Raw genomic sequence first — 24,534 nt, 5'->3', positions numbered from 1 at the left:
ATCAATTGTCAATTACCGGAGGTGTTTAGAGGTGAGCTGGACACAGGTCTCCTATGTGTACGACGGCAGCTTCGCCGGATTTCTCACCTGCGTGTTTGACAGCTACGCCAGCCGGGAGGAGCCCATGAGCTTCTCCACCCCGGAGGACGGGCGGCTCACCCTGTGGCCGGAGCGGCACATCGGGACAGACCAGGCCAGGGCCCGGCGGGTATACCAGTCCCTGGACAAAAAGCTGGGGGCGGAGGGGAAGCGGCTGGTGGTGCAGGGCTTTCTCACCTGCCTGGAGGAGAAGGAGCTCCACCTGTGGCGCTTCCTGCGGCTGGGCTACCAGCTGGGGCCCGGGTTCACCCGGGGCCTGGCAGACGAGCGGGTGGCCGCAGTGTGGAAGGCGGTACAGCACCTGACCGGGGAGGCCCACCTGCTGAAGGGCTTCACCCGCTTCTCCGAGCTTGACGGGGTGCTGGTGGGGGAGATTGAACCCAAGAACCGGGTGCTCCCCCTGCTGCGGCCCCACTTCTGCGCCCGCTACCCCGGCGAGAACTTCGTCCTCCACGACCGCACCCACCAGGAGGTTCTGCTCCACCGGCCGGGAAACTGGGCCATCGTGCCGGCGGAGGACTTCCGCCCCGGCGCGCCGGGGGAGGCGGAGCGGCAGTACCGCCGGCTGTGGCGGCGGTTCTACGACACCATCGCCATCGAGGGCCGGTACAACCCCAGGTGCCGCATGACCCAGATGCCCAAGCGGTACTGGGGCACCATGACGGAATTTCAGAGAGAAGAAGCGGAGAGAAAGGAGCTCACGCCATGAAAAAGGTCAGGATTACCGTGCTGCGCAAGGGGTTCTACCCCGATCTGATCCGGGCGCATCTGTCCGAGCCGCCGGAGGAGTGCGTCTGTGATTTCTTTCAGGAGGGGGATACATTTTTCTATACCGGCGGGGCGGAGATGCCGGCGGGCTTCTGCCCCTGGGCCTGGATCGACATCTACCGCTCTGTGTCCGCCCTCTCCTGCGGCGCCACCTACACACCCTGGCAAAAGCAGGACGGCGCCAGTGTGGTATGCTGTACCGACGGCCTGCGGCCTGTCACCTTCCTGCTGGAGGCCGAAGAGCAGTCTGCGTCGGCGCCTTGACGGGGGCGCGGGGACGGGCTTATAATCAGGGTGATCCCAAAGGCAAATACAGGCTGGAGGTTTTCAACATGGACGAGCTGCAAATTCTCAATCTGGCGGACGCGCCGGAGCACACCGAACAGGTCTCCCGCTGGCTGTGGGAGGAGTGGGCCAGGGCCGACGGCTACACCCTGGAGGAGATCATCTTCCGCACCCGCCACTCCATGCTGCGGGACACGGTGCCCCAGCAGCTGGTGGCCCTCTGGAACGGGCAGGCGGCGGGGACGGTGGCCCTGTGGCGCAACGACTGCAAGACCCGGCAGGATCTCTCCCCCTGGATGGCGGTGCTGTACGTGGATCCCGCGTTCCGCAACCGGCACATCGGGCAGGCGCTTCAGCGCGCCAGCATCGAGGCGGCCCGGGCGCTGGGCCGCTATGACTGGCTCTACCTGATCACCGAGCTGGAGGACTACTACGAAAAGACCGGCTGGGAGTTTGTGGGAGACGCCCCGGTGGGCCATGGCCACACGGAGAAGATCTACCGCTATCCCCTGTGACTGTCAAAAAAGCGGCCAGGCCGCTTTTTTGAAAAGACTGCGGCCCACTGCGCGCAAGGTTTGCCCCCTATAAGTGGCCAAGCCTCACACTTGTGGGCCGAGAAGTGTTTTCAGCCGCGCACATGTCGCGGCTGAAAACGGATTTGACTTCATTCGCGCCTGCGGGCGCGAACTCTGCGAGGCTTTCCTTCGGGGAGGGTTTTTCGACAGGCTGTGGGGGCTGATTCCAGATGGAATCAGCCCCCTTTTTTGTCCGCCGGGGCGGCGTTACTCGCCCAGATAGGAGAAGTGCATATAGTCGTGGTAGCCCTCGGAGTCGTCGCTGCTGTAGGCCCAGGCGTCTCCGCCCCAGCTCCAGCCGTGCTCGGCGAAGATGCGCACCACGGAGGAGCCGGGGGCGATGGAATAGGGGTTGGTGCCCGGCTCCCAGCAGCTGCCGGCCTCAATCTGGCCGTCGCGGATTTGGTAGTTCTCGTTGGCGTTGATGTCGATGGCGGTGCCGCAGTTGTGCTCGCCGGTGGCGGTGTCCCCCCGCCAGGAGTAGCCGCCCACGTCGTGGATGGGGAACTGCTCCGGGTCGTTGTAGATCTCGGTGAAGATCTCCACCACGTCCTGGGCGATGGCGCTGTGGACGGAGAGGCTCATGGTGGAGGCCGCCTTCTGGCCGTTCACCAGCTTCCACACCGGGATGATCACCGTGGTCATGGCCGCCTGGGCCTCCGCCTCGTTGGCAAAGCGCCGCTTGTTCTGGTCGCCGAAGAGGAGCAGGCACTTGCGGGGGTTCTCTCCCTGGTATGTGAGCCAGAAGTCCTGGAGATAGTAGTCGTCCCAGGTGGCGGTGCCCTGCTCCACCTGCTCCCAGAACTGCGCCTCCTGGATCTCGCTGTCCGTCATGGGGGTGAAGGCGAGGGTGTAGGTGTCGCAGGCGGTGCTCACCGCGTCCACGCTCTGGCCGGTATAGTCGTAGCTGTAGTAGCCCACATCCAGCTCGTTGGCCACCACGGACAGGGCGGCGTTCACCGTCAGCTCCATGGTCTGGTCGGGCAGGATGGCCTGGCCGGTGGTGCTGTCCACCGCGCGGATGGTGACGGTCTTCTCCTCCCCGCTGCGGCTGGCGTCCACCTTTTCCAGCGCCCGGACGATCAGGGTGGCTCCGTCGGCCCGCTGGAGGGTATCGGCACAGCCGAAGGAGCCGTCGGCCTTGCCGGTGATGATGTGCTGCTCCGCCAGGGCGGCCACCGCCTCCTGGTGCAGCTCATCCATCTGCCCCCAGTCGGTGAGGGCGGCGGGATCCACCGGCTCCTCCCAGCTCCAGTCGTAGTAGCTGTCCGCTTCCGGCAGGGCCCGGGCCAGCACCACGGCGGCGTCCTGCCGGGTCACCGGCTGCCCCAGGCTGTCGTAGGACACGGGCAGGCCGTCCCGCTCCCGCAGCAGGCGGGCCTCCACCGCGGCGGTGTAGCCCGCCTGATCCCAGGCCTCCCCGTCCGCCACAGCGGCGTCGTAGGCGCCGGGGGCGAAGGTGCGGGCCGTCATGGCCAGGAACTGCCCCCAGCTCAGGGCGCCGGAGGGGTTCATGGCCCCGCCGCCGGTGCCCTGGAGGATCCCCAGGCCGGCGGCCCGGCTCATGGTCTCATAGGCCCAGTGGCTCTCGGGCAGGTCGGTGTACGCCGCCGCCCGGGCGGGCACGGCCAGGGGCAGGGCCACCAGGCCCGCCGTCAGCAGTGCGCCGATTCTCTGTTTCATGTGCATGTCCATCCATCTCCCTGTCTCTAGTTCCGTCTCTGCGTTTGCGCTTTTTTACACCCGCTCCGCCAGGCCGGCCAGGCGGCACAGGATGGCCGCCGTCTCGGCCCGGGTGATGTGGGAGCTGCCGTTGAAATTGCCGTTCTGGTCGCCCTGGGTGATGCCAGCCCGGTACCACCGGTACACCACGCCGCCGTAGGGGGCGGACTGGGCCAGGTCGGGCACGGTGACATCGCTGTGGATGGCGGCCTTCTCGCTGTCGGGCACCGCCCGATCCAGGATGTCCACCATCTGGAAGCGGGTGGCCGGGCTGTTCATGGCGGAGAGGGGCACCTCGGCCGCGGTGAACAGGCCGCTGTCCACACAGTAGTCGTAGGCCCCCCGGTACCAGGGCTGGCCGGAACCGAAGGCGGGAACGGTCTCCCCCGCCCCCCCGGCACAGAGCCGGGCGGCCAGGGTGACCACCTCGGCCACGCTCAGGGTCTGGCTGGGGCTGAACCGGTTGGAGCCGGTGCCGTTCATCAGCCCGGCGGAGGCCGCCGTACCGGCGTACTCGGCGTACCACGCGGAGGCGGGCACGTCGGTGAAGGAGGCGGCCTAGCTGGGGTCAGGCTCGGGGTCGGGGTGGGCTCCGAGCCGACGCGCCGGCGGGATGGGCGGTGACGCCGCTGCCGTCCAGGGTGTAGAAGGTGGGGCGCCGCCGTCGGTGACGTACCACACCACGCCGTCCCCCCAGGGGATGGGCTGGCAGTCAGACAGGGGGGCCTGTGCGGTCTGGTACTGGCCGGGCTGCCCGTCGGCGGAGTAGGCCAGGTAGTAGAGGGTGTCGCTGACGGTGGAGCCGCTCTTGCCGTTCCACAGCATGTAGCCGCCGTCCAGGCCGGTGGGGGCCAGCACGGGGGTGGTGCAGCCGGGCAGGTTGATCTGCACCTGCCAGCTCCGGCCGCTGGCCTTGTCCATATAGTGGTAGTAGGGATACCGGTCGCCGCTGCCCTGGCCCGTGCCGTTGTAGCTGTAGGCCATGATGTAGCAGTCACGGGTCTCCGCCAGGCCGCCCACCGAGCCGCCGGTGGCGTTGGCCCCTGTGGCCCCGGCGAACTCCAGCATGTCGCCGTAGCTGCACCACTGGCCGTAGCGGGAGCCGGTGAACCTGCCCGTGCCCGCGTCGGCGTAGTACTTGGTGAACACCACGCTCCGGGGGTAGGCGTCGCCGTGATCCAGGGCCACCAGGCGGCCGTCCTCATCCACGAGGACGAACTGGTTGAAGGAGTGGCTCACATAGCCGTAGGAGATGTTCATCACGTCGTAATAGGAGTCGGTGATGGACATGTCGCTCTGCCGCACCGCCATGGTCAGGTTGGACTGGTGGTTGAGGCCGTCGTCGCTGGTGTACATCTCATGGCTGGTGCGGAGGTAGAGGTAGCCGCCGTACTCGTCGCACCGCAGGCTGCCAGCGTCGAAGGGCACGGTGGTGTTGGCCCCCCGCAGGCTGGCCTGCCCCAGGCGGTTCCAGTCCTTGTCGTACTTGACCACCCGGATGACCTCGGCGCTGTCGCTCTCGGAGGGGTTGGACTGGCCGAAGATCAGGAAGTTGTAGTCCTCCCCGGCGAAAAAGCCGCCCCAGATGGACAGCTCCATGGGCACCGTGCGGCTGGACTGGAGGGCGAAGGAGCTGTCATAGTCCTCCACCACGATCTGCCCGCCGGTGTACTCCACCCGGGTCAGGCCGCCGTTGTGTTCGTACAGGTACGAGGTCACCGGCCTGCTCCAGGTGGTGTAGTCGTTCTTGTGGATGTTGCGGCTTTGGGCCGGCCCGGCCGCCGCCGCCGTCCCCGGCACCAGGGACAGCACCAGCGCCGCCGCGCAGGCCAAGGCGCCCAGACGCCGCCATCGGGGTGTGCTGCGCATACGGAATTCCTCCTTTTTGCATGCCCTCCGCCCCCGGGGCCGGATTTCTTCCGGAAGCGAAGGAATCTCCCCTAAAGTGTAGCACTTTGGCCGTCCTGTTGCAATCAATTTTGTAGAACTTTACAAAAAAGGCGCGCCGCGGTTCTTCGCGGCGCGCCTGCCTCTGTGGCCTTACCGGACGCGGTAGATATAATCGGCCTTGCGGGGGGCGGGCTCCGGCCTGGCGTCGGCCCGGTAGCCCAGGATGCAGTGGCCGATGCCCTCGTAGGCGCCCTCGATGCCCCACTGCTTCAGCAGGGCCCTGCCCTCGTCGCTCTCAAACTCCTCCCGGGCCCGGTGGATCCAGCAGGAGCCCAGGCCCACCGCCTCGGCGGCGTTGAGCAGGTTGTCCATGACGCAGCTGCCGTCATACACCCGGTTGGGGTTGTCCAGCCCGGCCAGGACGACCAGCACCGTGGGGGCCCCGTAGAAGGGGTCGGCCTCCGGATTGCCCATGATGCCGGCGTTCATCCTCCGGAGCTGCGCGATGGCCTCCGGATTTTGTACCGCCACGATGATGGGGGACTGCCTGCCGTTGGCGGTGGGGGCGTAGGTGCCCGCCTCCAGCACCGCGTCCAGCTCGGCGTCGGTGATCTGCTCCGGCTTGTAGCTGCGGCAGCTGCGCCGCTCCTTCAATAGCTTGAGTGCTTCCGTGTTCATGCTGTGCCCTTCCTTTCGCTGCGGCGGAATGGCCGCCGGGATTTTCCTTTATGATAGCACAAAAGGGAGAAAAGGGAAATCCCTGTTTTTGTCAGGGGCCTGTCACCCGCAGGGGCGGGCCGTCCAGGGGGATCACCCGGTCGCACAGGGCCAGGATCTCCGCCTCGTGGCTGGAGAGCACCACCGGCACCCCCAGCGCCCGCACCCGGGCCAGCATCCGGGCGGCCCGCCCGGCGTCCACGCCGGTGAAGGGCTCGTCCAGCAGGTAGAGCCCCCCGCCGCAGGCCAGGGCCCGGGCCAGGGCCAGCCGCCGGCCCATGCCGCCGGAGAGCTGCCCGGGGCAGGACTTCTCCTCCCCCTCCAGCTCCGCCAGCTCCAGCCAGCGGGGGGCCTCCCCCCGGCGGGCGCGGGGGAGCACGTCGGTGATGTGCTGCTCCACCGTGCGCCAGGGCAGCAGGCGGTTCTCCTGGAACAGGAGCGTGGGCCGCTCCGGCACGGACACCGTGCCGCCCTCCACAGGCTGGAGGCCCGCCAGCACCCGCAGCAGGGTGGTCTTGCCGCAGCCGGAGGGGCCGGACAGGGCGGTGATCCCCTCCGCCGGCAGCTCCAGGGAGAAGCGGTTCAGCACCGCCTTCTCCCCAAAACAGACGGTAATATTCCGGACGGATATCACGCCTTCCGCCCCCTTCCCAGCCGCCGGAGGGCGGCCCCCAGGGCCACCTCCAGCAGGAAGCTCAGGGCGATAACCACCACCGTCCAGGCGAACACGTCGGGGGTCTCCAGGGTGATCTTGGCCCGGTAGAGCCGGGTACCGATGGCCAGCCGGGGCTGGCACAGCACCTCGGCGGCCACCCCGGCCTTCCAGGCCAGGCCCAGGGCGGTGGCACAGCCGCTGGCGAAGTAGGGCAGCACCGACGGCACATACACCAGCCGGAGGGTCTTTCCCCGGCCGAAGCGGTAGGCCCGGGCAGCCTCCAGCAGCAGGGGGTCGGTCTCCCCGATGCCGCGGCCCACATTGCCCCACACCACCGGCAGCACCATGAGGGCGGAGACGATGGCGGGCACGGAGCTGGTGGTGGGGGCCCACAGCAGCACCAGCACAATGAAGGAGGCCACGGGGATGGCCCGGATCACCTTCACCGCCGGGCCCAGCAGCCAGTCCGCCCAGGGGAGGGCGGCGGTGAGCACCGCGATTGCCGTCCCGGCAGCGGCCCCCAGGGCAAAGCCGCCGAAGATGCGGCCCAGGCTGACGGCGGCGGCCTGCCAGAAGGCGGGCTCACCCATGAGGGCGGCCAGCCGCCCCGCCACCAGCGTGGGGGCGGGCAGCAGCAGGTAGCCCCGCCCGGGCTGGTACACCGTGTCCACCCAGACGGCCGCAAGCTGCCATACCCCCAGCCAGAAGGCCAGGGGTATGACAACGCGGAGGATTTTCCTCGCTGTTAGATTACGGGATGTAGTAGAAGTCCTCACCGGGGATCGCTCCTCCGATCGAAGTGGGGTCGGCGTCAAAGAGCACCTGGTAGTAGTCGGCGATGCCCTTCATGTCCTCGCCGGTGACGCACACCATGTTGGCCTGGGGGATGGCGGCCTGGGCCACCGCGGCCTTGGGGACGATGCCGTACTGCTCGATGAGGGCGGCGGCATCCTCCGGATTGCTGTTGGCGTAGTCGATGGAGGCGGCGTACTCGGCCAGGATCCCGGGCACCAGCTCGCTGTTGTCCTCCAGCCACTCGGTGCGGGCCACCAGGCAGCCCATGGTAAAGGTGCCCTGGGCGCCGGATTCCGTCCAGGCGTCGTTGAGGTCGATGGCGTCCCGCACGTCGCTGTTCTGCATCATGACGGTGGTGGCGGCGGGCACGGGGAGCATGCACAGGTCGATGTCGCCGGAGGCCATGCGGGCGGTGAGCTCCTCACTGGCCAGCCACTGGATGTCCACATCGGCGGCGGGATCCAGGCCGTTTGCCTCCAGCAGGTAGTTGAGGACGTACTCGGGGTTGGAGCCCTGGCCGGTGGCGTAGAGGGTGCGGCCCTCCAGATCCGCCAGGCTGTTCACCGTGTCGCCGTTCTCCAGGATGTGGAGCACCCCCAGGGTGTTGAGGGCCAGCAGCTTTATGCCGCCGTCGGTGCGGTTGTAGAGGGTGGCGGCCAGGTTGGTGGGGATGGCGGCGATGTCCAGTTCCCCGTTGGTCAGCCTGGGCATGATGTCGTTGGCGGGGTCGGAGCCCAGGGTCACCTCATAGCGCAGCAGGGTGCCGTTGGACGGGTCGTAGGTGCCGTCCTCGATCTGGGCGTAGGCCGCGTCGCTGTCGGAGAGCATCTTGGCGGCCCCCATGCCGGTGGGGCCGCTGAGCAGGCCCAGGCGAATGGTCTGATAGGGGACGGCGGTCTCAGCGGGCGGGGTCTGGGTCTCCGCAGCAGGCGCGGTGCTCTCCGGCGGGGCGGTGTCCTCCGCCGGGGCCTGGGTGGAGCAGGCGGCCAGGCCCAGCGCCAGGGCCAGGCTCAGGGTCAGTGCAAGCAGCTTGCGTGTCATAGTTTCCTCTTCCTTTCTGTTCTAACAGGATTCCAGGGCGGCGGGATCCGGTATGCGGAACCGCTTCCCCGCCCGGCGCACCGCGCCCCGCGCCTCCAGGGCGTCCAGCGCCCGGTAGAGGGAGGCCCGGCTCACCCCCAGCCGCTGGGCCAGGCCGGTGGCGGAGCAGTCCAGCTCCGCCCACTCCCCGTCCAGGCGGGAGAGCAGGTACTGGGCCACCTTCCGCTCGGCGCTGCCGGCGGTGAGGGCGTCGATCTTGCCACTGAGAAACCGGATGCGCTCGGACAGGTAGGCCACATAGCTGCGGCACACCTCCGGGAAGCGGCCCATCAGCTCCTCCACCAGCGCCTGGGGCAGCAGGAGCACCCGGCAGGGGGTGCGGGCGGTGAGGGTGGTGGCGTAGTCCGGCCGGTCGTTGAACAGGGCGGCGGCGCCGAACAGTTCCCCCGGCCCCAGCACGTTCATGATCAGGGGGCCCTTGTTCACCTGAATGCGCCCCTCCAGCACCACCCCCAGGCTGCGCTGGAAGTGGCGGGGGTCGTAGAGCACCTCCCCCCGGGCCGCCCGCCGCCGGAGGGCGCGGGGGTCGGTGCGGGCCAGCTCCACCGCCTCCCGGGGGGCGCCCCGGAACAGGAAGGTGCCCGCCAGCAGGGTGCGCTCCGTGCTCTCCCGGCTGTCCATGGCCGCTGTCACCTCCGATTTTTGTCTCAAATGGTACAGTTAGTGTACCACGTTCTGGTAAAATGTCAAGGGCCGGTTTGCCCCAATTCCGCCCCGGCGGGGCGCAGACGGGGCGCCCGGGGCATAGGATGGGGCAAAACGGAAGGAGGGATACGCCATGGCAGCGTGTCAAGAGCAGCGGGCCCAGGCGGCGGCCCAGGCCATTCTCGCCCAGGGGCGGCAGCTGGCCCTGGAGCGGCTGGGGGGCGCCCGCGCCCCGGAGGAGGAGCCCATGAAGCGCCACCCCCACCCCATCCCCTGTCCGGCGGACTGCCCGTCCCCGCCGGGGGCGGAGGCGCTGGACAGGGTGCTGGAGGAGCTGGCCTGTCAGAACCAGCTGCTGCTGGAGCTGCTGTCGGCGGTGAACGGCCTCACCGCCGCGGTGCTCAGCATCCAGAGCCGGCTGTAGCCCGGGAGATCTTACATAAATGTGAAGGTTGCAAACTCCCCCTTGCCAGATGCCGTCCGATTTTGTATACTAGTGGGTGCTTGTTGACATAATTTTACCGAAGAGAGAAGGGGGCGCACGCCCGTGGCCCAACGCCGCCGTGTTCCGAGCCGCCAAGAACCCACCCGCCGGGAGCCGCCCAGCCGGCTCCGGAAAAAACCCCGCGTCTCCCCCGCCCGCCGGGCGTGGAAGATTTTTTACCGTATCCTGGTGGCCCTGTCCGCGGTCATTGTGGTGCTCTTCTGCGCCTACCGCCTGGCCGCCAAAAAGCCGGAGCAGGCCCGGGAGCCGGAGCCGCCCGCCCAGGAGAACCCGTCGGGCAGCCTCTCCCCCGAGCAGTCCGCCGACCCGGGGCGGCAGCGGCGTCCGGGTACCTATACCTTCCTGCTGGCGGCCAGCGACCAGTCCAGCGGCAACGCCGACACCATCATGGTGGCCGCCTACGACACCGAGGCGCAGACCGTGGGCATCGTCTCCGTCCCCCGGGACACCCTGCTGGAGGGCGGGAAGATCAACTCGGTGTACCACAAGGGGCCGGAGGCCCTGGCCGAGACGGTCACCGACCTGCTGGGCGTGCCCATCGACTACTACATCACCGTGGATGTGGAGGGCTTTGTGGCCCTGGTGGATGAGCTGGGGGGCATCGACTTCGACGTGCCGGTGCGCATGTCCTACGACGACCCGACCCAGGATCTCCACATCCACTACGAGGCGGGGATGCAGCACCTGGACGGGGAGGATGTGCTCAAGGTGGCCCGGTGCCGCAACAACTCCGACGGCCCCGGCTCCTACCCCGACAACGTCTACCTGGCCTATCCCGACGGGGACATCGGCCGCACCCGCACCCAGCAGCAGCTCATCTCCGCCATCCTGAAAAAGGCCCTGTCCAACCCCCAGAAGCTCAACGCCTATGTGGAGCTGTTCCTGGAGTACGTGGACACCGATCTGGAGTTCGGCGAGGTGCTGTGGTTCGCCCAGCCCGCCCTGGGCCTGGACTTCTCCTCCGGCTTCTCCAGCGCCACCCTGGAGGGGGAGAACGTGTACTACGTGGACAGCAGCGGCTACCGCTGGGGCTCCTGCTACCAGCTGGATCCGGAGGCCGCCCTGGAGACGGTGAACAGCCTCATCAACCCCTTAGACGAGCCCATGACCGCCGACGATCTGAACATCTTCCAGAAGTGAAGCGAAGCAATCAGCGCCCCGCCCCGGATTTTTCCGGGGCGGGGCGGTTTCGCGCTGCGGGCTCAGAGAATGACCACGGGCTTGATCAGGTCGCGGGGCTTGTCCTTCATGAGCATGAGGGCCTCCTCCATGTGCTCAAAGCCGTTGAAGCGGTGGGTGAGCATCTTGCCGGGATCCAGCCGCCTGGTGGACAGCAGGGCGGCCAGCTTCTCCATGCGGCGGCGTCCGCCGGGCATCAGGCCGCCGGCGATGACCTTGTGGCCCATGCCGCAGCCCCACTCCACCCGGGGAATGCGCACATAGTCGCCGGAGCCCAGGTAGTTGACGTTGCCGATGCGCCCGCCGGGCTTGAGCATGGTGATGGCCTGCACGAAGGTGTTCTCCGTGTCGCCGCCGGCCACCACCACCCTGTCCACGCCCTTGCCGTGGGTGAGGGCCATGATCTGCTCCACAATGTCGCCCTCTCTGTAGTTGATGATGTCGGTGGCGCCGTACTCCCGGGCCAGGGCGGCGCAGTCGGGGCGGGAGCCCACGGCGTACAGGTGGGCGGCGCCCCGCAGGGCCGCGCCCGCCACCGCCATCAGGCCCACCGGGCCGATGCCGATGACGCACACGTCGTCGCCGAACTGCACGTCGGCCAGCTCCACGCCGTGAAAGCCGGTGGGCACCATGTCGCTGAGCATCACCGCCGCGGCCATGTCGATGTCGGGGGGCAGCAGGGCCAGGTTGGCGTCGGCCTCGTTGACGTGGAACAGCTCGCCGAACACGCCGTCCTTGAAGTTGGAGAACTTCCACCCCGCCAGCATGCCGCCGGAGTGCATGGAGTAGCCGGCCTGGGACTCCAGCGCGCCCCAGTCGGGGGTGATGGCGGGGACGATGACCCGGTCGCCGGGTTTGAAGTCCTTCACCAGCGCGCCCACCTCCACCACCTCGCCCACGGCCTCGTGGCCGAGGATCATGTCGTGGCGGTCGCCGATGGCGCCCTCCCAGACCGTGTGTACGTCCGAGGTGCAGGGGGACACGGCCAGGGGCTTCACCAGCGCGTCCAGCGGGCCGCAGGTGGGTGCGTCCTTCTCAATCCAGCCGGTCTTTCCGATCCCGAGCATTGCAAATCCTTTCATGGCTCCGTCACGTCCTTTCTATATCTCTGAACTGTCTGGTTCAGTTGTGCACATAACCTATCATACTTAAACTGAAAAGTCAATATAAAAATTGAAATTATATGTTAAATTTTTATACTGCTAGTATAAAGCAGGGAAAGGCAGGACAGAGCCCCCGGCGGATCAGACCGCCGGGGGCTCTGTTTTGAGAATAAAAACACGGTCAGCGGGACAGATTGGCCTCGATATAGCTGGTGAGCCAGGCGCTGTCTTCCGGGGCGTCGGTGGAGCAAGTCCAGGTTCCGTCCGCCTCCACAACAAACTCCGCGGTGTGGGGCTCCGTCGCCGTGCCGCCCACCAGAATCACGTGGGTGCTCCCGTCGACACCCTCGTCGGTACGGACATAGGCCTCACTCTCGCTGAACCGGCCGGTGATGTCCGTCGTTTCGCCGCCCACCGTCAGCAGGACTTTACCGTCCTCCACCGCGAGCTGGGGATCCAGCCAGATTAGGCCGCTGCTGGAATCCTGCTCCACGGGCTCGCCGCCGCTGGGGGCGGGGATGCCGTGCTCTGCCTCATAGGCGGCCCGCCAGGCGGGGTAGGCCGGGGACTCCGGGGGCAGATAGCCCGTACTGGCGGTGTAGCCGCCCCCCTCGTCATAGAGATATTCGAAAAGCCCGAAGCTCTCCAGCGTGCCGCCCACCACGATGTCGTGGGTAAGGCCGCCCTCATCTACATAGGAGTAGACATAGGGCTCGGTCTCGGAAAATTGCCCGGTGATGTCCAGCTCCTCCCCGGTCTCCGTGGTGAACCATGCTCGGTCGTTCCGAACCTCCACAGGATAGGACTCATCCAAACTGGTGCCAGAGACGGTGGAGTATTCGGTGCCATCCTCGTTGACGCCGTACTCGATGGTGGCGCCGGTGTGGAAAGTGATGCGGCTGAGGACGCCGGAGGCGGCCAGGGCCCCCGCGGTGAGGGCGGCGGCCACAACGGCGGCGGTGATGAGGATGCGGATGGGGCGTCTGGGTTTGGCAGTCATGGCAGTTACCTCCGATTTTGGTTGGGAACAGCGGGAGGCCAGAGCGGAGCGCTGGGCCTCCACCTGCTCCGGGGGGGCATAGGTCTGGGCCAGGGCCTGCTCAAAGGTTTTTTGATACAGCTTCTTCATAGCCGAGTTCCTCCAGCTTCTTCCTCAGTTGTCGTTTGGCCCGGTAGAGCCGGGCGGAGAGGGCCGGGGCCGTGGTGCCGAACTGTCGCGCCAGCTCGGCCGCGGAGAACCCCTCGTAATAGCGCAGGTGGAGCAGGGCCCGGTATTCCGGCTCCAGCTCCCCCAGGGCGGCGAAGAGGCCGGCCTCCTCCGGCTCCTGGAAGCTGAGCCGCTCCAGGGCGGTATCGTCCTCCTCCCGCCGCTTTTTCCAGGGGGAGGCGAGCAGATCCCGGCAGCGGTTTACCGTCACCTTTGCCAGCCAGGGCCGCTCCTTCCCCGGGGCGGGGGGCTTTTCCAGCAGGGTGAGGAACACCTCCTGGCAGATGTCCTCCGCGTCCTGGGGGGAGCGGGTATAGCTGAGAGCCAGGCCGTACACCATGGAGCGGTATCGGTCGAACAGGGGGAGAAATTCCGCTTCGGTCATCCCGGCGCCTCCTTTCGTCGTTTGTGGCCACACTGATCAGACGGTTCAGCGGGGGCGGATCTGACGGAGAAAGTCCGCTTTTTCCCAAAAAGCGCGTTGTCAATCCGGGGGCCATTTGGTATAATACCATACTGGGAGAGGGTGTCCAGCCCTGTCCCAAATACGACGAAAAGTGAGAGATCGCACATGAATACCCGCTATGACGTGGCCATTCTGGGCTGCGGCGAGGCCGGCATCTTCGCCGGCTACGAGCTCATGCACCGCAGCCCCGGCCTCAAGGTGGTCACCCTGGATCAGGGGGCCGACATCTACACCCGCAGCTGCCCCATCGTTGCCGGCAAGGTGAAGGAGTGCATCCACTGCAAGGTGTGCGACACCATGTGCGGCTTTGGCGGCGCCGGCGCCTTCTCCGACGGCAAGTACAACTTCACCACCGCCTTCGGCGGCTGGCTCACCGACTTCATGCCCAAGAAGGAGGTCATGGAGCTCATCGACTACGTGGACTCCATCAACATGAAGCACGGGGCCACCGACCAGGTCTACTCCACCGAGACCCCGGAGGCCAGGGCCCTGGAGAAGAAGGCCCTGGAGTACGACCTGCACCTGCTCCAGGCCCGGTGCAAGCACCTGGGCACCGAGAACAACCTGCGCATACTCCAGAGCATCTATGAGGAGGTGCGCCAGGGCATCGAGTTCCGCTTCCGCACCCAGGTGGTGAAGATCGAGAACCTGGGGAAGGAGGGCTACCGCCTCATCACCGACAAGGGGGACGAGGTGGACTGCACCTGGCTCATCGCCGCCCCCGGCCGCTCCGGCGCGGAGTGGTTTGCCAACCAGTGCAAGGAGCTGGGGCTGGAACTGCTCAACAACCAGGTGGACATCGGCGTGCGGGTGGAGCTGCCCGCCAAGGTGTTTGAGCACATCACCGACGTGGTGTACGAGTCCAAGCTGGTCTACCGCACCAAGCAGTACGGCGACCAGGTGCGCACCTTCTGCATGAACCCCTACGGCCACGTGGTGGCCGAGAACGTGGAGGGCATCAACACCGTCAACGGCCACTCCTACTCCGACCCCAAGCTGAGAAGCGAGAACACCAACTTCGCCCTGCTGGTGTCCAACCGCTTCACCCAGCCCTTTAACGAGCCCTACCGCTACGGCAAGCACATCGCCTCCCTGTCCAACATGCTGGCCGGCGGCGTGCTGGTGCAGCGGTTCGGCGACCTGGTGAAGGGCGTGCGCACCAACGAGCACCGCATGAGCAAGTCCTTCACCCGCCCCACCCTCACCGCCGCCGTGCCCGGCGATCTGTCCCTGGCCCTGCCCAAGCGGCAGCTGGACGACATCATCGAGATGATCTATCAGCTGGACAAGCTGGCCCCCGGCACCGCCAACTATGACACCCTGCTCTACGGCGCGGAGGTCAAGTTCTACTCCGCCCGGCTGGCCCTGTCCAGCGAGCTGGAGACCGCCCTGCCCGGCTTCTTCGCCGCCGGCGACGGCGCCGGCATCACCCGGGGCCTGGCCCAGGCCGGCGCCTCCGGCGTCAAGGTGGCCCAGGTGATCCTCAACCGGCTGAAATAAGGACGCGCCTGCCCGGCCGGGGGGCTTACGCTGTAACGCCCCCTCGGCTCGGGACGGGCGTAAAAATTGGGGCCCCCGCGGCGACCCAACGGAGTGGTCGCCGTGGGGAGAGGAGGCCCAGCGGAGGGAATGAGCTTTCGGGCTTGCCCGGAAGCGAACGATCCGTAGCTTGGGCCGACGATGTAGGGCGCGGCATCCTTGACGCGCCGTTTCCCAGCCACAGCAGCCGCCCCGGTATTTCGGAGGCATGGCGCCGACGGCGGCCCGGCGGGCCAAGTGGGTACAGCGCAACCACTCCCAAGGCTTGCAGGGTAATCCCGATGCGTGCCGCCCGAGGCGCGGCAGCGCCTGTATACAGAAGCGTCAAGAGAGCGGGCGGCAATGCACGCCCGGTCTTTGCCCTGCCCGTACAACCCACCGCCGCCATGAGCCCCCGTTTTTGGGGGGTGCCGGGGGCACACCCCCGGCCCTTTCTTTCCCACCGCTTTCTTTGGGAAAGAAAGCGGTGCCCCGGCCGGGCAGGCCCGCTCCGCGAGGGGGGGCATCCTCTATGAGCGGGCGGCCACAGGTCGCCCCTACAGACGGCGCGCCGAGTCGTCGCGCCCCACGGAGCCGACGGTTGCAGAGGCGAACGGGCGGATCATATCCGCCCCTGCGAACGGCGAAACAGGCGGACAGTATCCGCTTAGTCAAAAAGTCCGCCGGGATGCCGCGCCCTCCCGGCGGGGGAAATCCGAACAAATTGTAAATTGTGAAGGGCCGCCGGCGGGGAAGCGGCCCTTTCTCATTGCTTTTTGGGGCGCGGAGGTGTAAAATACCATGGACTTGGTATGACCCGGCGTCCGCCGCAGGCCGCCGACGATACAGAAGGAGGACAAACTCTATGAACTACACGTTTGCCCAGTACAAGGAGAGCGCAGACTACATCCGCAGCCGCATCGGCGGCTTTGCCCCCAAGGTGGCCATGGTGCTGGGCTCCGGCCTGGGCTATATGGGCGACATTGTGGAGAACCCCATCGTGGTGCCCTACCAGGACATCCCCCACTTCAAGGTGTCCACCGCCCCCGGCCACAAGGGCCAGCTGGTGTTCGGCACGCTGGAGGGCCAGAACGTGGCCGTGATGCAGGGCCGGATGCACCACTACGAGGGCTACTCCTATGAGGAGGTATCCTACGCGGTGCGGGTGCTGCGCCTGCTGGGCTGCGGCACCCTGATTGTCACCAACGCCGCCGGGTGCATCAACCTGGAGTGGAAGGCCGGGGAGCTGATGCTCATCACCGACCACATCAAGTTCTTCCTGGAGTCCCCCCTGCGGGGGGAGAACCTCCCCGAGTTCGGCGTCCGCTTCCCCGACGCCTCCCACCTGTACACCCCGGCGCTCCAGGAGCTGGCCCGCCAGACCGCCAAAGAGCTGGACATCCCCCTGCGGGAGGGCGTGTACATGTACTTCCCCGGCCCCCAGTATGAGACCCCGGCGGAGATCCGGGCGGCCCGGGTGCTGGGCGCCGACGCGGCGGGCATGTCCACCGCGCCGGAGGTGATCACCGCCGGCCACTGCGGCATGCAGGTGCTGGGCTTCACCCTGCTGAGCAACATGGCCGCGGGGATCCTGGATCAGCCCCTGTCCGAGCAGGAGGTGCTGGACGCGGCGGCGGCCTGCCGGGACAAGTTCTCCCGCCTGGTGCTGGCCTGCCTGAACAAGCTGGATTAAAAAGGAGATTGTCATGTCCATTCTGATTCACAACTGCACCGCCGCCCTGATGGACGAGGCGGGCACCGTGCTCCCGGGCGCCTTTGTGGCGGTGGAGGGCACCCAGATCACCTATGTGGGCACCCAGCGGCCCCAGGGCAGCTTTGAGGAGGAGATCGACGGGGAGGGCGGCGTGCTCATGCCCGGCTTTGTCAACGCCCACACCCACGTGCCCATGACCGCCATGCGGGGCTACGGCGACGGCAACAACCTCCAGGACTGGCTGCACAACTATATCTTCCCGGTGGAGGCCCGGTGGGACGACCGGGCCATCCGGTGCTGCACCGACCTGGGCCTGGCGGAGATGATCGCCTCCGGCGTCACCTGCATCGCCGACATGTACGGCCACTCCCCGGCCATCGCCCAGGAGGTGGCCGCCGCCGGCATCAGCGCCAACCTGTCCGTGGGCGGCGTCCAGTTCACCGACGACTTCAACCCCGACACCCACAACGACTGCCGGGTGCAGCGGGAGCTGACCGAGCAGTGGCACGGCTATAACGACGGCCAGATCCTGGTGGACGCCTCCGTCCACGGGGAGTACACCTCCCACCAGCAGCTGTGGCGGTGGATGGCCGGCTACGCCCGGGAGCACGGCCTGGGCATGCACGTGCACATCTCCGAGACCCGCAGCGAGCACGAGGAGTGCCTGGCCCGCCACGGCAAGACCCCCATCCAGGTTCTGAACGACTACGGCGTGTGGGACGGCCGGGCCATCGCGGCCCACTGCGTGTGGACTACCCCCGAGGACTGGGCCGTCATGGCCGAAAAGGGGATCTCCGCCGTCCACAACCCCATGAGCAACCTGAAGCTGGGCAGCGGCATCGCCCCCGTCCCCGCCATGAAGAAGGCGGGGGTCAACGTGTGCCTGGGCACCGACGGGGTGTCCTCCAACAACTGCACCGACTTCTTCGGCGATCTCAAGATCGCCGCCATCCTCCACAACGGGGCCGGCTGCGACCCCCTGGCCCTGCTGCCCATCGACGCCCTGCGCATGGCCACCGCCAACGGCGGCAGGGCCCTGGGCCGCAAGACCGGCGTGATCGCCGAGGGGTACACGGCGGATCTGATCCTGGTGGACTTCTCCCACCTGAACCTGACCCCCTGCCACAGCGTGCTGTCCAACCTGGCCTACGCCGCCCACGGCAGCGATGTGCGCATGAATATGGCCCGGGGCAGGGTCATATACAAGGATGGGGACTTCCTCACCATCGACATCCAGCGGGTGAAGCGGGAGGTGGCGGACTACGCCCTCCCCCTGCTCTTCCAGACCAAGTAAGGGGGCCAATCCTGTTGTCCAAACGCAACACCTTCTACGGCGCCGCCGCCATCCTGACGGTGAGCACCATCCTGGTGAAGATCATCGGGGCCATCTTCAAAATCCCGCTGATTGCAATCCTCCCCGAGGAGGCCTACGGCGACTTCAACGGGGCCTATAACATCTACTCCTTCTTCCTCACCATCTCCACGGCGGGCCTGCCCGTGGCCCTGTCCAAGACGGTGTCGGAGTGCCACACCCTGGGCCGGGAGAACCAGAAGCGCCAGGTGTTCCGGATGGCCTTCGGGGCCTTCCTGTTCATGGGCCTGTTCAGCTTTATCTGCATGTCCCTGTTCGGGCAGATCGTGGCCACCTACGTCATCGGCAACGAGAAGGCCGTGTTCTGCGTGTGGGCCCTGGCCCCGGCGGTGCTGTGCACCTGCTGCTGCTCCGCCTTCCGTGGCTACGCCCAGGGGCACATGAACATGCTGCCCACCGCCATCTCCCAGATTATCGAGGCCCTGTGCAAGCTGGTGCTGGGCCTGGGCCTGGCCATGCTCATCATGCGCCTGACCATCTGGCCCGACGACATCCGCAACCAGCTGGCCGCCTCCGGCGCCCTCATCGGCGTCTCCTTCGGCAGCATCCTGTCGGTGCTCTACCTGGCCTTCAACCACGTCCGCACCCGCCGCCGGGAGAGCACGCCCGCCACCGACCGGGCCGACCGGTGCCGCACGGTGCTGGTGCGCCTGCTCAAGCTGGCCATCCCCATCACCCTCAGCTCCTGCTCCATGTCCCTGGTGACCATCATCGACACCAACCTGGTGAACAACCAGCTCCAGAGCGTGTTCACCGCCATCCAGGGGGGCCTGGCCGGGATTGAGAACAGCTTTCTGGACATCTTTCCCAAGGCGGTGCAGGTCTTTGCGGAAAACGTGGCCGCCCAGCAGGCGGATCTGTTCAACCAGCTGATGACGGCCTTCCGGGAGGGAGCCGCGGCCGCCGACTTCGGCACCACTCTGGATCCCATCCTGGACTCGGCCCGCAGCCTGTACGGCACCTACAGCAAGACCATGAGCGTCTACAACCTGCCCTTTAACCTGATGATCCCCCTGACCGCCTGCATCGTCCCCGGCATCTCCGCCTGCCTGGCCCGGCGGGACGGCCTGGGGGCCCAGCGCATCACCGAGTCGGCCATGCGCATGGCGGCCCTCATCGCCCTGCCCTGCGGCTTCGGCCTCATGGCCCTGGGCGGCCCCATCATGGAGGTCATCGCCCTGGGCAACGTGGACACCGGCATCGCCGGCCCCATCCTGTCCATCCTGGGCATCGCCTCCATCTTCGTGTGCTTCCAGCTGGTGGGCACCGCCATCCTCCAGGCCAACGGCATCGTCAACCTGCCCATCATCACCGTGATCATCGGCGGGGTCACCAAGATCGTGGTCAACTACACCCTGGTGGGCAACCCCAAGATCATGATCTTCGGCGCTCCGGTGGGCACCCTGTGCTGCTTCGCGGTGATCTCCACCCTCAACCTGCTCATCATCAAGCGGGCGGTGCCCCATCCGCCCCGCTATCTGGTGGCCCTGGGCAAGCCCCTGCTGGCCTCGGTGATCATGGCCGCCGCCGCCTGGGGCAGCCACGGCCTGCTCTCCCGGGTGCTCTACGGCAGCCTGGGCAAGGATATGCTGGCCACCGCCGGGGCCATCCTGGTGGGCGTGGTGGTCTACGCCGTCCTAGTGCTGGCCCTGCGCACGCTGACCCATGAGGATCTGGAAATGATGCCCGGCGGCAAGAAGTTGGCGAAGATTCTGCATATCCGCTGAGATTTTTGGAAAAAAAGGTTGCAGGAGGCCATGAAATATGGTAGATTTTCAGTATAAGGATTCCTACGGCGTCAAGGACTTGGAGGAAATTGTCCGCATACTCCGCGCCCCCGGGGGCTGCCCCTGGGATGCGGAGCAGACCCACCAGTCCATCCGCCGGAATTTCCTGGAGGAGGCCTATGAGGCCGTGGAGGCCATCGACGAGGGCAGCCCCGAGCACCTGGAGGAGGAGCTGGGGGACGTGCTGCTCCAGGTGGTGATGCACGCCCGCATGGAGCAGGAGGCCGGCCGATTCGATCTGGACGGCGTGGCCGACGGCATCTGCAAAAAGCTCATCTACCGCCACCCCCACGTGTTCGGGGACGTGGCGGTGTCCGGCACCGGGGAGGTGCTCTCCAACTGGGAGGCCCTCAAGCGCAAGGAAAAGGGACAGGCCACCAACACCGACGCGCTGGAGGCCGTGGCCCGCGCCCTGCCCGCCCTGTGGCGGGCGGAGAAGGTGCAGAAGAAGGCCCGGAAGGCCGGCTTCGACTGGCCCGACGTGTCCGGTGCGCTGGACAAGCTGTCCGAGGAGCTGGAGGAGCTGAAGACCGCCGCGGCCGAGGGCACCAACGTGGCCGAGGAGCTGGGCGACCTGCTCTTCTCCGCCGTCAACGCCGCCCGCTTCCTCAAGGTGGATCCGGAGGACGCCCTCAACGGGGCCACCGACAAGTTCATCGGCCGCTTCCGGAAGGTGGAGGCCCAGGCCGCCGCCCAGGGGAAAGCCATGGAGGACATGGGCCTGGAGGAGCTGGACGCGCTGTGGGAGCGCGCGAAGGAGACTTAAGGGCGGTTTCCGCCTTAAGTAATAGTACCAAGAACGGGGGGCAGCCCCCAGAAAACACAGGAGGAGCAAGTGACATGAATAAAGCAGAACTCATCAATGCCGCCGCCGAGAAGGCCGGCCTGTCCAAGAAGGATACCGAGGCCGCCGTCAACGCCGCCATCGACGTCATCTCCCAGTGCCTGGCCGAGGGCGACAAGGTTCAGCTGGTGGGCTTCGGCGCCTTCGAGGTGAAGAGCCGCGCCGAGCGCATCGGCCGCAACCCCAAGACCAAGGAGAGCATCAAGATCCCCGCCTCCAAGGTGCCCGTCTTCAAGCCCGGCAAGGCGCTGAAGGACATCGTTGCCAAGTAAGCAGGTTTTGTAATGATACCGGGGCCGCCGCGTGTTCGCGGCGGCCCCGTGGTTTTGGAGGAATCATGCGGCTGGACAAATGGCTGAAGGTTTCCCGCCTGATCAAGAGGCGCACCCCGCAAAATCCCTGATTTTGCGGGGGCCCCGGATTCCATCCGGGCCGCCGGAAGTGAATTCCGGCGGCCGCAAGGCGCCCTGACGGGCGCGCTTGCACGGCGGTTTCCGCCGGCGGCCTTCCAAGGAGGCCGCGGTGCGCCGATTTTACTCCCAAAGGATTGTGGTTTTATGCGACTGGACAAATGGCTGAAGGTCTCCCGCCTGATCAAGAGGCGCACCGTGGCCAACGAGGCCTGCGACAACCAGCGGGTCACCGCCAACGGCAGGCCGGTGAAGGCCAGCTACGACGTGAAGGAGGGGGACGTGCTGGAGCTGCGCTTCGGGGAGCGCACCGTGAAGGTGGAGGTGCTCTCCGTGGCCGAGCACGTGGGCAAGGCAGACGCCCCGGCCCTCTACCGGGAGCTGCGATAGAGCGGACATCAAAACGGGGGCGGCCGCATCTGCGGCCGCCCCCGCTGCCTGCGCCCTATTCCAATAAATCCGGGCCGGGCAGATCCATCTGCCGCTTGCGGGCGGCGGAGTGGGCCAGCTTGTCCGCCAGGGCATCCCGGTCGCCGGAGGCCAGGGTGTCCCGGTAGGCCTGGAGGTTGCCCAGCAGCCGGTCCAGCACCGAGAGCAGGGCGGGCCGGTTGAGGGAGAACAGCTGAGTCCAAAGCCCCACATCCAGGGCGGCCACCCGGGTGCAGCCACGGAAGGAGGAGCCCTCAAAGCCCCGGCAGTCGAACAGCTCCGGGTCGTCGCACACCGCCACGGCGATGATGTGCATCACCTGGCTGGTGTAGGCGATCAGGGCGTCGTGGGCCTCCGCCGTGGTGCGGCACACGTCCTTGCAGCCGATGTACTCCGCCAGCCGTTCCAGCAGGGCGATGTGCTCCGGTTTGCTGCGCTCCCGGGGCACCAGCAGGAAGTGGGAGCCCCGGAACATCTCGGCAAAGGCGTGCTCCACACCGGAGAACTCGGTGCCCGCCATGGGGTGGCAGCCGATGAAGTCCACCGTGTCCGGCAGCACCTCCGCCGCCTCCAGAATGGCGGTCTTGATGCCGCACACGTCCCACACTAGGGCCCCAGGCTTGAACTGCTCCCTGTACTGGGCCAGGAAGTCCACGATTCCCTGGGGGTGGAGGGCCAGGGCCACCACGTCGGCCTTGGGCACCACGTCGGCGGCCTTTTCCGTGACCCGGTCGCCCACCCCGTGCTCGGCGGCATAGCGCAGCGTGGGCTGGGACACGTCCACGCCCACGATCTCAAAATCCTCAAAGCCCTTCAGGGCCAGGGCCAGCGAGCCGCCAATGAGGCCCAGGCCCACAATGACAAGGGTGCGTTTCATATACCATTCCTCCTGACCGGCGGGGGCGAGCCCCCGCCCTACGATTCAGAGCCGTGAGCGGTCTGTCCCCAGTTACAGCTCCCGGCCGGCGCAGGGGGCCAGCTGGGCCAGCCTGCCCATGAGGGCGTCGAACTGCTCCGGGGTGATGGACTGGGCCCCGTCGCACAGGGCGTGGGGCGGGTCGTTGTGCACCTCGATGAGCAGGCCGTCGGCCCCGGCGGCGATGGCCGCCATGCTCATCCGCTCCACCATCCACGCCTTGCCGCAGGCGTGGGAGGGATCCACCACCACCGGCAGGTGGGACAGCTGCTTCACCGCCAGCACGGCGGAGAGATCCAGGGTGTTGCGGGTGAAGGTCTCAAAGGTGCGGATGCCCCGCTCGCAGAGGATCACCTTGTTGTTGCCGCCGGCCATGATGTACTCCGCGCTCATGAGCCACTCCTCGATGGTGGAGGACAATCCCCGCTTGAGCAGGATGGGTTTGGAGGTCTTGCCCAGCTGCTTCAAAAGGTCGAAGTTCTGCATGTTCCGCGCCCCCACCTGGATCACGTCCACGCACATCTCGAACATCTCCACGTTGTCGGTGGACATGATCTCGGTGACAATGGGCAGGCCGGTGGCCGCCTTGGCCTCCTGGAGCAGGCGGATGCCGTCGTTGCCCATGCCCTGGAAGGAGTAGGGGGAGGTGCGGGGCTTGAAGGCGCCTCCGCGCAGGGCGGCGGCACCGCTGGCCTTCACGGCCCTGGCCACGGCCACGATCTGCTCCTCGCTCTCCACCGAGCAGGGCCCGGCGATCACCGCCAGCTTTTTGCCGCCCACGGCGGCGCCGCCGCCCAGGTCGATCACCGAGTCCTCCGGGTGGTACTTCCGGTTGGACTTCTTGTAGGGCTCGGTGACCCGCATGACCCGATCCACGCCGGGCAGCAGGGACAGCTTCTCCTGGTCGATGTGCTCGGCATTGCCCTCCGCGCCCAGGATGGTGGTCTCCGCCCCCTTGGACACCATGACCTTGACGCCGCCCTCCTCCATGGTGTGAATGGCGGCCTCCAGCTGCTCAGGGGTGAACTCCCGCTTCATAATGACGACCATATTCCAAAACTCCTTTCCAAATTCCAAAAACAAAAAACCCGCGTCCGCCCAAAGGCGGCCGCGGGTTCCATGAACTCTGTGCAGAGTGTCCCGGGTTCCCTGGCTGGCCGGTTATGGGCAGGCAAAAGCACCGCTATCGTAATAGCGGTAATAGCCGTACTCATAACCGATGGCCTTGCGCATGAACGGGTCACACTCCTTCTTGTGAGAGACTTTAGCACGTTTTGGTGTGAAAGTCAAGAGGAAATTATCCTTGATTTCCTACCTCTATTATGGTATTATATTGTCAGAAAAGGTGGGATAGGCATGAAAATTTCCACGAAGGGCCGCTACGCCCTGCGCCTGATGCTGGACATCGCCCTGAACAGCCACGGCGCGGCGGTGCCCCTGCGGGACGTGGCCCAGCGGCAGGAGATCTCGGATAAATACCTGGAGCAGATCGTGACCCAGCTCTCCCGGGCGGGCCTGGTGCGCTCGGTGCGGGGGGCCGGCGGCGGCTACCTGCTGACCCGGGAGCCGGAGGAGTACACCGTGGGGGAGATCCTGCGGGTGCTGGAGGGCAACCTGGCCCCGGTGAGCTGTGTGGATCAGGACGACACCTGCCGCTGCGGCCGGGCCGACCGGTGCGTCACCATGGAGGTGTGGCAGCAGATCCAGGCCGCCGTCTCCGGTGTGGTGGATCACCTGACCCTGGCGGATCTGGTAAACCGGTATCACGACAAATGCGGCGGCGAAACCGCGTAAAACAGTCCAAAATCCCCGCCACGGCATAGCCGTGGCGG

26 protein-coding genes are annotated in these 24,534 nt (G+C 66.8%); 13 read left to right on the top strand and 13 right to left on the bottom strand.

The window, feature by feature from the left end; all coding sequences use genetic code 11:
* Positions 1-31 precede the first annotated feature (31 nt).
* From B5E42_RS12725 to B5E42_RS12715, 3 genes are all read left to right on the top strand, one after another.
* Positions 32-808 carry a TIGR03915 family putative DNA repair protein gene (locus B5E42_RS12725; protein ID WP_087240210.1) on the top strand — a complete coding sequence of 259 codons (777 nt, stop codon included), beginning with the start codon at positions 32-34 and terminating at the stop codon, positions 806-808.
* Positions 805-1,131, top strand: coding sequence for a TIGR04076 family protein (locus B5E42_RS12720; protein ID WP_087240208.1), 327 nt, complete (start codon positions 805-807; stop codon positions 1,129-1,131). Before B5E42_RS12725 ends, B5E42_RS12720 begins: the two co-directional genes overlap by 4 nt.
* Positions 1,132-1,199: 68 nt before the next feature.
* A complete protein-coding gene (locus B5E42_RS12715) occupies positions 1,200-1,667 on the top strand; it encodes a GNAT family N-acetyltransferase (protein ID WP_162613984.1) in 468 nt (155 codons plus the stop codon).
* A 267-nt stretch (positions 1,668-1,934) separates the two neighbouring features.
* Here the strand turns inward: B5E42_RS12715 and B5E42_RS12710 are convergent, their stop codons facing one another.
* The 8 genes from B5E42_RS12710 to B5E42_RS12675 all read right to left on the bottom strand — a co-directional run bounded on the left by B5E42_RS12710 (position 1,935) and on the right by B5E42_RS12675 (position 9,228).
* Positions 1,935-3,410: an S-layer homology domain-containing protein gene (locus tag B5E42_RS12710; RefSeq protein WP_242967129.1), complete on the bottom strand. Its 1,476-nt coding sequence runs from the start codon at positions 3,408-3,410 to the stop codon at positions 1,935-1,937.
* 54 nt (positions 3,411-3,464) lie between these two features.
* A complete protein-coding gene (locus B5E42_RS12705) occupies positions 3,465-3,989 on the bottom strand; it encodes an S-layer homology domain-containing protein (RefSeq protein WP_087240202.1) in 525 nt (174 codons plus the stop codon).
* Between the two features lie 18 nt (positions 3,990-4,007).
* Positions 4,008-5,318: a hypothetical protein gene (locus tag B5E42_RS12700; protein WP_087240200.1), complete on the bottom strand. Its 1,311-nt coding sequence runs from the start codon at positions 5,316-5,318 to the stop codon at positions 4,008-4,010.
* A 171-nt stretch (positions 5,319-5,489) separates the two neighbouring features.
* Complete coding sequence (locus tag B5E42_RS12695; RefSeq protein WP_087240198.1) at positions 5,490-6,017, bottom strand: nitroreductase family protein; 528 nt, start codon at positions 6,015-6,017, stop codon at positions 5,490-5,492.
* 91 nt (positions 6,018-6,108) lie between these two features.
* The gene (locus tag B5E42_RS12690; protein ID WP_087240196.1) at positions 6,109-6,690 is read right to left on the bottom strand and encodes an ATP-binding cassette domain-containing protein; all 582 of its coding nucleotides are present in this window, start codon (positions 6,688-6,690) and stop codon (positions 6,109-6,111) included.
* Positions 6,687-7,487: an ABC transporter permease subunit gene (locus B5E42_RS12685; RefSeq protein ID WP_242967128.1), complete on the bottom strand. Its 801-nt coding sequence runs from the start codon at positions 7,485-7,487 to the stop codon at positions 6,687-6,689. Before B5E42_RS12685 ends, B5E42_RS12690 begins: the two co-directional genes overlap by 4 nt.
* The gene (locus B5E42_RS12680; RefSeq protein ID WP_087240194.1) at positions 7,462-8,547 is read right to left on the bottom strand and encodes an ABC transporter substrate-binding protein; all 1,086 of its coding nucleotides are present in this window, start codon (positions 8,545-8,547) and stop codon (positions 7,462-7,464) included. The genes B5E42_RS12685 and B5E42_RS12680 overlap by 26 nt, the downstream gene beginning before the upstream one ends.
* A gap of 21 nt (positions 8,548-8,568) precedes the next feature.
* Positions 8,569-9,228: a Crp/Fnr family transcriptional regulator gene (locus B5E42_RS12675; protein WP_087240192.1), complete on the bottom strand. Its 660-nt coding sequence runs from the start codon at positions 9,226-9,228 to the stop codon at positions 8,569-8,571.
* 157 nt (positions 9,229-9,385) lie between these two features.
* Here B5E42_RS12675 and B5E42_RS12670 point away from each other — a divergent pair, with 157 nt between their 5' ends.
* Both B5E42_RS12670 and B5E42_RS12665 read left to right on the top strand, forming a co-directional pair.
* Positions 9,386-9,676, top strand: a complete 291-nt coding sequence (locus B5E42_RS12670; RefSeq protein WP_087240190.1) for a hypothetical protein — start codon at positions 9,386-9,388, stop codon at positions 9,674-9,676.
* Positions 9,677-9,799: 123 nt separating this feature from the next.
* Complete coding sequence (locus B5E42_RS12665) at positions 9,800-10,897, top strand: LCP family protein (RefSeq protein ID WP_242967127.1); 1,098 nt, start codon at positions 9,800-9,802, stop codon at positions 10,895-10,897.
* A 62-nt stretch (positions 10,898-10,959) separates the two neighbouring features.
* Here B5E42_RS12665 and B5E42_RS12660 read toward each other — a convergent pair whose 3' ends face one another.
* The 3 genes from B5E42_RS12660 to B5E42_RS12650 form a co-directional block, all read right to left on the bottom strand.
* Positions 10,960-12,018, bottom strand: a complete 1,059-nt coding sequence (locus B5E42_RS12660; RefSeq protein WP_087240188.1) for an NAD(P)-dependent alcohol dehydrogenase — start codon at positions 12,016-12,018, stop codon at positions 10,960-10,962.
* A gap of 202 nt (positions 12,019-12,220) precedes the next feature.
* Positions 12,221-13,168, bottom strand: coding sequence for a hypothetical protein (locus B5E42_RS12655; protein WP_087240186.1), 948 nt, complete (start codon positions 13,166-13,168; stop codon positions 12,221-12,223).
* On the bottom strand, positions 13,140-13,631 hold the full coding sequence (locus tag B5E42_RS12650) for a sigma-70 family RNA polymerase sigma factor (RefSeq protein ID WP_087240183.1): 492 nt from the start codon (positions 13,629-13,631) through the stop codon (positions 13,140-13,142). Before B5E42_RS12650 ends, B5E42_RS12655 begins: the two co-directional genes overlap by 29 nt.
* Before the next feature lie 186 nt (positions 13,632-13,817).
* On the opposite strand from B5E42_RS12650, the gene B5E42_RS12645 reads away from it, so the two are divergent.
* The 7 genes from B5E42_RS12645 (at position 13,818) to B5E42_RS12615 (ending at position 21,747) form a co-directional block, all read left to right on the top strand.
* Positions 13,818-15,212: an NAD(P)/FAD-dependent oxidoreductase gene (locus tag B5E42_RS12645; protein ID WP_087240181.1), complete on the top strand. Its 1,395-nt coding sequence runs from the start codon at positions 13,818-13,820 to the stop codon at positions 15,210-15,212.
* An 883-nt stretch (positions 15,213-16,095) separates the two neighbouring features.
* A complete protein-coding gene (locus B5E42_RS12640; RefSeq protein WP_087240179.1) occupies positions 16,096-16,923 on the top strand; it encodes a purine-nucleoside phosphorylase in 828 nt (275 codons plus the stop codon).
* 13 nt (positions 16,924-16,936) lie between these two features.
* A complete protein-coding gene (locus B5E42_RS12635) occupies positions 16,937-18,238 on the top strand; it encodes an amidohydrolase (protein WP_087240177.1) in 1,302 nt (433 codons plus the stop codon).
* A gap of 14 nt (positions 18,239-18,252) precedes the next feature.
* Entirely contained in the window at positions 18,253-20,043 is a 1,791-nt protein-coding gene (locus B5E42_RS12630; RefSeq protein ID WP_242967126.1) for a polysaccharide biosynthesis protein, read from the top strand.
* A gap of 37 nt (positions 20,044-20,080) precedes the next feature.
* On the top strand, positions 20,081-20,869 hold the full coding sequence (mazG, locus tag B5E42_RS12625; protein ID WP_087240175.1) for a nucleoside triphosphate pyrophosphohydrolase: 789 nt from the start codon (positions 20,081-20,083) through the stop codon (positions 20,867-20,869).
* A 74-nt stretch (positions 20,870-20,943) separates the two neighbouring features.
* Complete coding sequence (locus B5E42_RS12620) at positions 20,944-21,219, top strand: HU family DNA-binding protein (protein ID WP_087240173.1); 276 nt, start codon at positions 20,944-20,946, stop codon at positions 21,217-21,219.
* Between the two features lie 285 nt (positions 21,220-21,504).
* Positions 21,505-21,747: an RNA-binding S4 domain-containing protein gene (locus B5E42_RS12615; protein ID WP_087240171.1), complete on the top strand. Its 243-nt coding sequence runs from the start codon at positions 21,505-21,507 to the stop codon at positions 21,745-21,747.
* A 55-nt stretch (positions 21,748-21,802) separates the two neighbouring features.
* Here the strand turns inward: B5E42_RS12615 and B5E42_RS12610 are convergent, their stop codons facing one another.
* On the bottom strand, positions 21,803-22,663 hold the full coding sequence (locus B5E42_RS12610) for a prephenate dehydrogenase/arogenate dehydrogenase family protein (protein WP_087240169.1): 861 nt from the start codon (positions 22,661-22,663) through the stop codon (positions 21,803-21,805).
* A 72-nt stretch (positions 22,664-22,735) separates the two neighbouring features.
* A complete protein-coding gene (aroF, locus tag B5E42_RS12605; protein ID WP_087240167.1) occupies positions 22,736-23,752 on the bottom strand; it encodes a 3-deoxy-7-phosphoheptulonate synthase in 1,017 nt (338 codons plus the stop codon).
* A 306-nt stretch (positions 23,753-24,058) separates the two neighbouring features.
* On the opposite strand from aroF, the gene B5E42_RS12600 reads away from it, so the two are divergent.
* Positions 24,059-24,496 carry an Rrf2 family transcriptional regulator gene (locus tag B5E42_RS12600; protein ID WP_087240165.1) on the top strand — a complete coding sequence of 146 codons (438 nt, stop codon included), beginning with the start codon at positions 24,059-24,061 and terminating at the stop codon, positions 24,494-24,496.
* Positions 24,497-24,534 lie beyond the last annotated feature (38 nt).

Origin of the sequence: Flavonifractor sp. An10 (assembly GCF_002161215.1) — a bacterium.
GTDB classification, from domain to species: Bacteria; Bacillota; Clostridia; order Oscillospirales; family Oscillospiraceae; genus Flavonifractor; species Flavonifractor avistercoris.
This window is presented reverse-complemented; position numbering and strand designations above follow the sequence as displayed.